The organism is Ferruginibacter sp. (genome assembly GCF_031430955.1).
Classification (GTDB): Bacteria; Bacteroidota; Bacteroidia; order Chitinophagales; family Chitinophagaceae; genus Ferruginibacter.
Window position 1 is genome coordinate 1 of record NZ_JANPCM010000669.1, and the last position, 4,085, is coordinate 4,085.

At 32.4% G+C, this 4,085-nt stretch carries 5 protein-coding genes; all 5 read left to right on the forward strand.

The window, feature by feature from the left end; all coding sequences use genetic code 11:
- The first annotated feature begins 232 nt into the window (after nucleotides 1-232).
- Complete coding sequence (locus ACY65O_RS19085) at nucleotides 233-727, forward strand: DUF2314 domain-containing protein (RefSeq protein WP_462222449.1); 495 nt, start codon at nucleotides 233-235, stop codon at nucleotides 725-727.
- 17 nt (nucleotides 728-744) lie between these two features.
- A complete protein-coding gene (locus ACY65O_RS19090; protein WP_462222450.1) occupies nucleotides 745-984 on the forward strand; it encodes a hypothetical protein in 240 nt (79 codons plus the stop codon).
- A 218-nt stretch (nucleotides 985-1,202) separates the two neighbouring features.
- Nucleotides 1,203-1,724, forward strand: coding sequence for a DUF2911 domain-containing protein (locus ACY65O_RS19095; RefSeq protein WP_462222451.1), 522 nt, complete (start codon nucleotides 1,203-1,205; stop codon nucleotides 1,722-1,724).
- 311 nt (nucleotides 1,725-2,035) lie between these two features.
- Nucleotides 2,036-2,974 carry a hypothetical protein gene (locus ACY65O_RS19100; protein WP_462222452.1) on the forward strand — a complete coding sequence of 313 codons (939 nt, stop codon included), beginning with the start codon at nucleotides 2,036-2,038 and terminating at the stop codon, nucleotides 2,972-2,974.
- Between the two features lie 138 nt (nucleotides 2,975-3,112).
- The coding region (locus tag ACY65O_RS19105) for a transglutaminase domain-containing protein (RefSeq protein ID WP_462222453.1) at nucleotides 3,113-4,085 on the forward strand (973 nt) is incomplete at its 3' end.

A 4,085-nucleotide genomic window follows, 5' to 3' on the forward strand; every position in this document is an offset into this window, starting at 1 on the left:
CAGCACTTTTTTAAATGCCGTTAGTAAAGAGCTGGAAAATTTTGATGTAAATAGAACTATATAATGTAATTGCGTAATTTTTTTGGGGACTGGCTTTAGAAGCTATGGTCATCATCGTTGTGTCACTCACTTCTACGGCATACCGTTATTGAACGCCTTTATACGGAGAATGAAGCGAATGTTTCGTGAGACACGAAACGAGGCGGAAGATTATAATTCTAAGCAATTTTATATGAACCAAAAAGCTCTGATTATCTTGCTCATTATCTTTTCATGTAATTCAAATACACAAAAGCAAATTATTGAAAAAGATTCCAAAAATATAATAATCGTACAGCAGGGTGACAAAGAAATGGAAGCTGCTATTTATATTGCCAAATCATCACTTTATAAATTTGACTCCGCCCTATTCACTAACAAATCTGATTATAATTCATTTGCTTTAAAAGTAAGATTTGCGTATGGCAATAATAATGGTGAGCATATTTGGCTCAGTGACATTACAAAAATTAAAGGAGAATATATGGGCATAGTTAACAATGAGCCGGAATACGTATCAAACTTGAAATTAAATGACACTATCAGCGTAAACAAGGACGATATTTCGGATTGGATGTATTTAGATAAGGATATTTTAAAAGGAGGATTTACTATCAGGCTTCTTCGGGACAGGATGACTGCGATAGAAAGGGCAGCGTTCGATTCTAATCGTTTTTATAAATTTTAAAATCAAAACTTACAATCATGAAAACAATGACCTGCAAACAATTGGGTGGCGCATGTGATAAAGAATTTACAGCAAATACTTTTGAGGAAATGGCGCAGCTAAGCAAACAGCATGGCATGGAAATGTTTAAATCAGGTGATAAAGATCATCTTACAGCGATGAATGAAATGCAAACATTGATGCAATCGCCTGAAGCGATGAAAACATGGTTTGAAAACAAGAGAAAAGAATTTGATATGCTGCCACAGGATAAATAGTTGATGTATCGCATCCTTTAGATCTGTTGATAAATTTTTATCAGGTAATTCCGGTAATATTCATTGGGGTTTGACAGTGTAATATTGACAACCTGAAATAAATGCGTTTTCGTTCTATAATTATCCTGAAAGATTTGATAAATAATATTGAACAACGGTAACAGTCAATTGATTTAAAAATTATAAATTACATTTCTTTTCACTCAAAAAAAATATTTATGAAAAAGATAGCAGCAGTTGCAATGCTTTTAACAGCTTTGTTTACAAACACCGCCAATGCACAACAGGATAAAAGTAAACGCCCCAGTCCGCCAGCAGTGGCAACACAGGAATTAACTTCGGGGGCATTAATTAATATTGATTACAGCCAGCCATCAATAAAAGGCCGTACCATTGGTAAAGACATTGAACCAAAAGATGGCGAAGTATGGCGCACCGGTGCCAACGAAGCCACAGTTTTTGAAACCAGCAAAGCTGTAAAAATAAATGGTAAAGAATTGCCCGCCGGTAAATATGCTTTGTTTACAATTTCGGGTAAAGAAAGCTGGACAATTATTTTTAATAAAACCTGGAAGCAATGGGGCGCTTTTAGTTACAAACAGGCTGATGATGCTTTACGTATAGATGCAAAGGCGCAAAAAGCAGCTGCCTTTGCAGAAAAAATGACTTTTTCCATTGACAAAACAGGATTGGTAACATTACTGTGGGGCGATAATAAAATTACTTTTACTGTTGAATAGTTTTAACGGACTTTATATGAAAGAGCCGTACACATTGTGCGGCTTTTTTTAGTTGTAAAGTATATCGACAAAGAAACAAGCTAATACCAATTAGACATTGAATCTATCCGATTAAAAAAATGTCAGGTTGAGCTTGTCGAAACCGGTGCAATGTCAACCCGCCTTCGACAAGTTCAGGCTGACAGTATGATTTCAATGTCTAATTGGTATAATTACAAAAAAATAAAATCCTTAAGCAACAATCATTACTTTAATTGTATCTGGAGAAGAGTATGGCCAAAACAATTGCATTCCAGCAAGAAATTAAAAGCATGAATAAATGGATTAAAATATATGCTGTAGTGTCTTTTATTTTTCTATTTTCTTCCTGTGCTGCAATTTTAAATCAGCCTGTACAAAAAATTATTATTACTACCGGTAAAAATATAAAAGTTATTTCGGTGGAGAAGGCAGTTTTAATTGATTCATCAAAGCACACCCATACACCAAAAGAATATTTTCTTACACGAAGCAACACCCCTCTTATCATCAATGTACAAACAGACAGTACAAAAAACATAATTATTCTTAAACCCAAAAGTTCTTTTGCTTACTGGTATAATATTATATCCAATTTCGGTATTGGTATGCTAATTGACAAAGACAATTTGAAACGTTATGCATATCCCAAAATAAATTACATTTCAGTTGAAGACACAGGCATCGCCATTAAAAGCGCAGCACCAATAAAAAAAGGTACAATTAATCTTTCTCTGTCATTACCTTTTACAACAGTATTTAATATAATTGACAGCAGCGGAAAATACAATTCGGCAGGTGTTTTCGGTTTGGAAGCAGGCGCAGATTTTTTTTACAAAAATAATACTTACTTATCTGTAAATATTGGCGCAGCTACAGATTTATTTGGCGAACATATTGGCATTGGATATTATGAAACAGGAAATACATTTTATGTCAGTGTAAAAAACAATACCATAATCAGGCGTTTTGATTTGGGTTATGGCATTAATGTATCAAAATTAAAATGGACAAAAATTACTGTAGATAGTGTTACTACTTTTTACAAATCAAAAAGCAATATAAACATTGGCTTAAGCCTTTCTGCACAATACAGACTGGGAAAATACTTTCGGCTTGGAGTGCTTTACCAACCCGGTTTATTAAATACCAATTTTAAGCCTGCTGTTAATTACCAGCATTATATCTCCCTTAACTGTATTTGGAAATTGGCTATAAACAAGGGAAGTTAATTACAAAATATTATCCACAACACTGTAATTACATGAATGCTAACTTTAAATCTATACCAAAGCAATTTTATCATGAAATTTTAAGTATGCAATGTATTAAGAATGCCATAAATTTGACGCTTTAAACACACCCATTTCATGAGAACATTTTTAATAGTCTTATTGATATTTTCTTCAGTTATTACAATAGCTCAAAGCAATAAAGAATATGCCGCCATTGATAACCAAGCTTTAAAAATTGCTGACAGTTTGTCTAAATCAGTAAATACTATTGCTGAATATATTAATACCAATTTTAAGACAGATAACGAGAAAATAAGAGCTTTATTTTTTTGGGAAGTATCTAAAATAAGTTACGACATTGAAAATATGTTTGCCATTAATTTCAATGAAACATCAGAAAATAAAATCAACAAAACCCTTGAAACTAAAAAAGGTATTTGTATAAATTATGCAGAAATTTTCAATGCTGTATCAAACAGGCTTGGAATAAAGTCATTTGTAATTGAGGGCTATACAAAGCAAAATGGTTTTACTGATTATATTCCACATGCCTGGTGTGCAGCAAAAATTGATGGGCACTGGTTTCTTTTCGATCCAACATGGGGTTCCGGATTTATCAACAATGGTAAATTTGTAAAAAAAATAAATGAAAAATATTTTAAAGCAGACCCAGCTAAGATGATAGCTTCCCATATACCATTTGATTTTTTATGGCAGTTTTTAAATTATCCAGTTACTAATCAGGAATTTTATGATAGCAACATACGTATAAATAATACAAAACAATATTTTGACTTTGAAAAAGAAATTACAAGCTATGAGAAATTAAGTGAATTAGAACAGCTTACGCAATCTTCGGAACATATTGAAAAAAATGGGGTAAAAAATGCTATGATCTTTGACAGACTTGCTTATAAAAAAAGAGAGATTGAATATCTAAAGCAAAAAAAACTATCCGATGATTTCAACAATGCAATTGCTATATACAATGAAGCCATTAACGAGTTTAATGAATTTATCAATTACAGGAATAAGCAATTTAAACCGGTAAAACCTGATGAAGAACTAAAGAGAATGATAGAAGAGCCTAAATCTAAATTACTTAAAG

What these genes read in the sequence shown, in the direction of transcription:
- ACY65O_RS19090 (WP_462222450.1), top strand. Translation starts at nt 745, where the DNA reads ATGAAAACAATGACCTGCAAACAATTGGGTGGCGCATGTGATAAAGAA.
- ACY65O_RS19085 (WP_462222449.1), top strand. Translation starts at nt 233, where the DNA reads ATGAACCAAAAAGCTCTGATTATCTTGCTCATTATCTTTTCATGTAAT.
- ACY65O_RS19100 (WP_462222452.1), top strand. Translation starts at nt 2,036, where the DNA reads ATGAATAAATGGATTAAAATATATGCTGTAGTGTCTTTTATTTTTCTA.
- ACY65O_RS19095 (WP_462222451.1), top strand. Translation starts at nt 1,203, where the DNA reads ATGAAAAAGATAGCAGCAGTTGCAATGCTTTTAACAGCTTTGTTTACA.